This is a genomic window from Arenibacter sp. 6A1, assembly GCF_012272855.1.
Taxonomy (GTDB): Bacteria; Bacteroidota; Bacteroidia; order Flavobacteriales; family Flavobacteriaceae; genus Arenibacter.
The window spans coordinates 1-5,916 of sequence record NZ_JAAXCQ010000037.1; the positions used below are offsets into that span (position 1 = coordinate 1).

Annotated in this window: 2 protein-coding genes and 1 rRNA gene; 1 reads left to right on the forward strand and 2 read right to left on the reverse strand. The window is 40.1% G+C overall.

What is annotated here, in order from left to right; translation table 11 throughout:
- Positions 1-187: 187 nt before the first annotated feature.
- Both HCG49_RS18240 and HCG49_RS18245 read right to left on the reverse strand, forming a co-directional pair.
- Positions 188-736: an REP-associated tyrosine transposase gene (locus tag HCG49_RS18240; RefSeq protein ID WP_168470915.1), complete on the reverse strand. Its 549-nt coding sequence runs from the start codon at positions 734-736 to the stop codon at positions 188-190.
- Positions 737-873: 137 nt separating this feature from the next.
- Positions 874-4,689 (reverse strand): fibronectin type III domain-containing protein, encoded by a 3,816-nt coding sequence (locus HCG49_RS18245; RefSeq protein WP_168470916.1) that lies wholly within the window; start codon positions 4,687-4,689, stop codon positions 874-876.
- 1,139 nt (positions 4,690-5,828) lie between these two features.
- On the opposite strand from HCG49_RS18245, the gene HCG49_RS18250 reads away from it, so the two are divergent.
- Positions 5,829-5,916: ribosomal RNA gene (locus HCG49_RS18250) — 16S ribosomal RNA — on the forward strand; the annotation flags it as partial.

Consider the following 5,916-nt stretch of genomic DNA (forward strand, 5'->3'; position numbering starts at 1 on the left):
CTGCTACACCAAGTGGGAGAGTAGGCCGCCGCCTTTTTTTAAGAGTCCCTTCATGAAAATGAAGGGACTTTTTTTTTGCCCTTCCGCAAAGTAGTTCCGCAAAGTAGTTCCGAAAAGTCTCCCGACTTTGAGGGCCATCATACTTCAATGATTCAATAATGATCAAAATTTAAGATCGATTTTGACCTCAAATATCTACCAATTCAACATCGATCAAGCCTTTTTTATTCTCATAATTGCTGGCACTAGAATAGATGTATTGACTTGCTTTTTTTACGATTCCAGCTTTAACGGGGTTCATATGTATATAGTTTAATTTAGACCACATGAACTTATTAGAATATATTTCCTCGGCATGGTTGCCATATTGCCAAAATTGATAGTGCTTGTTTCTGCTATGTGTCTCTGTAGCTTTCTTGAACCGGTCCAACATCCATTCCCGTCTGCTCTCTGGTTCCTTTTGTATACTGTCTATTATGTTTTTTGCAGTGTATTTTTTAAAATCTCGAATTAGTTCCGATAATTTTCCGTCTTTGGATTGTATGATCAAATGAATATGGTTACTCATAATTACATACCCATATAGTATCAAGCCTTTATTTTCTACACAATATTTTAAAGAGGCAATCACTATATCACGGTACCTTATTCTAGTAAACACATCAATCCAATCTATTACCGTGGAGGTAATGAAATGTATTTTGTCCTGCTCGCGTACAATATAGCCTTCTTTCATTTTTTGGTTAGGGTTTAATTATTGGAATGGTCCGCGGAGTCGAGAGCCTCTGGGGAGCTGATTATTAACATGATTGACCACTTTTTTTATATCGTTGATCAATCATGAAAGTATTATAAATCTATTTTCTCCATATTTTAATTTCTCCATATTTTAAATTCTGTTCCCTTATAACTTACCACAGGTGGATAAGTAATATATATTGCATCGTCAAAAGGCTTACCAATATTACTTCGAGTCGTAAACTTTATATTTTTGTCCTTTAAATAACGTTTCGTATTCTTAATATGTTTTTCATGAGCTTCCCTATTTTGAACAGCAAGTTTACCTCTAGCAAAGGGAACATAAAAACTAAAATATTCTTCGTTTTTATTTGAGTTATTATAGAGCCATTTGGCCGTTTCATAATTCATTATTCCTATAAGAGAAATGTTATGTTGTTGTGCATATAGACTTAATTCCTCGAATAATTTAATATTTTCATTTTGAAACTTGTAATTCAAGTTTTTATCTAAATTAAATTTTAGAGATATTATCATTGCCAAATTCCTTACATACTTTATATACCAATTAGGTCTTTTAGCAATTAGATCTGGAGTTAAACCATCTGGGAATTTATGTTCACAAGTATGAAGTTTATGACCAAAATATATCTCTGAGAGTTTTGCAACAATTTTTTCCCGAAATCCAGTAATAGGTTTTCCATACATTTTTATGCTATCAATTATGGTGGTTGGGTTTCCGAAATCATCAAAATATTCAACTTTACTATGAGAGTAGGTGTCACCATATTTATGCAACAATCTTCCTAAATTTACTATATCCTTGTCAGAAGCGTTAATGAATTCAAGAGCCGTCAGTAATTCAATATCAGAATGAAAGCCATTATTAAGGGCATGCGTAATAATTTGCTGTTCCCCGTGTGCCCATGTATAACGGAGTTTAGCAGTATCATCATGTATATCTGTATCCGGATATTCAGCATATCTAGCTAAGTTTTTTGCTTTCTTATTTTCCATGCCTAACATTAGGCTGGTTAAATACACCGTAGAATAATGCCCGTCGGTCTCATATTCCCCCTCCTGATTATCCTGAAACACATAAAACTTCAACTTGGGGTTGTGCAATTGTTTCCAATCCATATGCGATAAGAGGGAACCGTCCTGATAATCCATCAACCATTTTGTTTTTCCCTCTATATCCATTCCGTAAAGCTCAATGGGGTGGCGCAGGGCAAATACCCCATGGCCAATCTCATGGGCTATGGTCTTGGCCAAGCCTCCCATTCCCTGAGCGCTCCCGCCATTGGCGTTCTTGAAAACAAAACCATACTGTCGTAACAAAGGCATAAAGCCGCCAATGGCCTTAGTCGGTTGTACATCGTCACCAAAAACAAAAAGGTAGTAGGTATTTTTATCGTAATCTAATTGTGATTTTAGATGAGATATTATTGCCTTCTGTTCCTCATTGTAATTGGTCAGCCAAGAACTTTCTCCAATGTCCAGTTGTTGGTTATCTCCTAGAATACTTGGATCTAGCGTAATGTTTTCTTTGCTAATAGAGACATTGACACTGGTAACGCCCTTTTTAAAGATACTGTGTACCTCCGTCGCTATAGGGTCGGGAATAGTAGCGCCGTTAACGCTTACCAAGACCACATCTACAGCTCTATCGGTCAGGTGCCAAAGCATAAATGCACCTGCGGTCAGCTGTTTGCTGCTGTCCGTTCTAGAAGGTACCACGGCATATATGGTCTCATGCTCAAAAGTGTAGTGCCCCTTTACTTTTAGGCGCAAGGTATTAGGATCCAGTATTGACCACTCTAATTTTTCGCCCTGCGATGTTTTAAAAACAATGCTGTCCAAGGGATAGGGATTTTTTCCGGTTTGTGTAATGACAGCATCTATATAGGTTTCTCCTTGGTTTTCAACAGCTTGGTGCACCAAAATATACTCCTTGCCTTCGGCATCCTCAATGTTGGTATATTCTTTTTGGAGGGTCGTATTATACGCAGCGTTCATGGGTATCTGGTCAAATCCATATATTCCTGGAACCTCTTTAAAGCTTATCTGTATATCTTTTGCCGTAAGGCGCTCCAATTGCCCATCCTTGGAAATTCCTTCAACATTATTGGCAGTAACCGCCCCGCCGGTATCAATCTGTCCCCCTTGGGTAATTTTGCCTTCGGCATCTATATGGTACACCTGTCCCGCGCCGTCGATAACCACTTTATCATCGCCCAAGGGTTCCGAAATACTGGCCCCGTTCACCGGATTGGTAATGGTTACCATCCCGTCCTTTATTGTAATGTAATTATCTATACTGTCTTTGGGAATGGCGAAGTTAATCCGCATCTCGTCCAGGTCGTTATTACCTTCAAAGGGTTCGGCCACTAGGTCCGAAACGGTATCTATGGTCTCCGCCACCACGTCTACATCCAAAATATTCTTCATAACCGGATCGTATTTGGTAATTACGGTACCTTCTACCAATTGCTTGTCGGTGTTCACTAGCACATTAGTAAATGCTACGGCTACCTTTATACTGTTTAAATAAGGAATGGTGACATAGCCTTTTCCAGTAAATCGGCCTTCGCTGCCATTAACCTCAGTAACTGTAACAGGAAAATCACCGGCCATAAAAATGTCGTCGGAAATTAATTTGGGCAGCGGGTCTTTGTTGGTCAGCTTAAAGTTCGGGGCAATTCCACATTCGTATATGCTGGCCTGGGTATCGACAATTAAGGTGGTCAATTCCTTGGTCGTACTCCATTCGCTACCGGTGACCGTACATTTTTTCTGTAGCTGGTATTCGTAGGTGGTTCCTGCCTTTAGGTCCCATAAGGTAAGCCGATTGGCAGTAGTCTTGCCTAGGAACCATTCGTTGGCCTTTCCTTTTTGTCGGTACCGCACCGTATATTCCGGGATATCCGTAGAAAAATCCTCCCAAAAAATATTGGCATTGGTACTGCCTTTTACCTCATGGGCTATTCCCATGGGCAGATTGCAAGAACCTGCGTAACTAAAAGAAAAAATCTCGCTATACCCTTGGTTGGTGAACAGCCCTATTTCTTCGGCGCCTTTTTTAGCCTTCGCCTGTACCCGCCAAGCATACTTTTTGTCGCTCATTAACATGGGGTCGGCCGGACCATATATATAGGTAGAGGCCGTGGTGGTGGTTTGGAAAATAGGGGGAGTACTCAAAAAGGCCGCCTGAGGGTCAATACCATGGTCCCAAATTTCTACGAGGCTAAATTCGTATTCCACTTGACTGACGTTGATATGCCGGGGCGTCCATTGAAAAACAATGTTTTGTGGGTTGACTTCGGTGATATCGGTTTTGTTGCGGGGAGAGATTAGAAAGGGAGGCTCATTTTTAAAGACCACGGCCCTAGTACAAGTTTTCCGAGAAAGGCTGTTTCCTGTTAAGACATCAATAACTTCAAAACAAAACTGGTAGACCCCTTCCGGAATGGTCTGTCCGTAAGTATGGGGAGAAATGCCCATGATATTTTCATAGCTAAAATAAGGGGCTAAATCAGACTGGGATAGCACCAAAGGCATTCCGCCCTCCAAATACAGTGGTTTTGCTCCGCTTATAAAATCCTTGCTGCGGAAGCGAATGCCGTTTCCCTCAAAATATATTTTTAGGCGAACCTCCCTATCAGAAATGTTCAGATCGTTTAAAACAAGCTGTACCCTCAAAGGACCGTTTGTCGTAAACATATCCGCATATTCAGAAAAATGAACGGGGATAGGAGGCATGGTTTGTGGTAATACTTGTACCGGAAAAGATTGGCCATGGACAAGGCTGCTATATAAAAGGAATACGCTAAGCGTCAATACAAGGCGCTTTAGTTTTGGTAAACATCTTTTAATAAGAGCTGTAGGGTTAGTATGTAGAGGGCTGTTCAAAGGTACATTCAGATCCATGAGTGTTTTGTATGTATGCATAAACCAGTTCGTTTGCGTGCAGAAGCAGCGAGTCTTAGAATTTTTGATGGTCTCAATGAAAATTATTCCACGGTAAAAAAGCGCATTATGCAAAGCCCAAGTTGTGTAATACTAATAGGGTAGCGCATAAAAAAAATAGGTTGTTTTTTACGGTCAGTACAATTTTTTCGATAAAACACCCTAAAACCAGTAGTAAACGGATTATAAATACGTGGGTATTATCTTATTATGGCAACCCTATTTAGTTGGATATCAAAGAAAAACGAAAGACTGTTTTTTTAGGGCTTCATGGTCACAAGCCTTTATGTCTTTGGTGAGGGAGAGGGATACTTCTAATGAATAGGATAAAGGTTAGGGCGTTCCCCTATCGGGTCGGGCTTTCCGCTGTATCTTTTTTAGCCGGCGCTGCCGCTAAAAAAGGATGCCGCTGCAATCCCTAACGCTTTTTGTAATGTGAAAATGTAACAGTTGTTCAATGTAACAATTGTTTAAAGTAGCAATGAGTAATGTAGCTTTAACAATATTTATCGTTTACCATAGTCTAATGAATAGCCTGTTCCGCAAATGGCATGTTTCGCAAAGTCTCCGACTTTTCGGTGCGACTTTGCGGTGCATTATAGTTCAAGGTTCATAATGATGTATGTCGCGAAGTCGTGAGACTTCGCGGAGCGAGTTCTGGATGTTAATTACTCATCGGTTATTGTTTTTTAAGCAGTGTTCTTATTTAAATAATTGAAAATTAATAAGTTAAAAATCATGTCAAAAATAATCCAAAATACCTGCATAAAAACCTTGCCAGTTTTAGAAAGTGGCGTACCTTTGCCGTCCGCTAGCGAGGCAGTGCCGCGCAAACGGAAAAGGCGTTCGGAGCGCCATGTTCATTGAGTTTTGTTTCCATTATCAGTTAAGCGAAAAGAAAGAATTTAATTTTTTCAAAAAAGCTTGCCAGGTAAAAAAGAAGCTGTACATTTGCAGCCGCTTTGGGAGACAGGGCGAACGAGAAAGAATAAAAAGTTCATAGACATATTGTAAAGACAGCGTATTTCCGTTCTGGCGACAGATCGGGAATATTGAATAAAAATCGAAAACACGGGCCGGGCAATTATCTTTTAATGGTTGGTCAAGTTATATAAAAATCAACGATGAAGAGTTTGATCCTGGCTCAGGATGAACGCTAGCGGCAGGCCTAACACATGCAAGTCGAGGGGCAGCGGGGATAAGCTTGCT

Bases quoted from the DNA above. Each gene is read 5' to 3' on its own strand.
- HCG49_RS18240 (WP_168470915.1), bottom strand. From the start codon at position 736: ATGAAAGAAGGCTATATTGTACGCGAGCAGGACAAAATACATTTCATT.
- HCG49_RS18245 (WP_168470916.1), bottom strand. From the start codon at position 4,689: ATGCATACATACAAAACACTCATGGATCTGAATGTACCTTTGAACAGC.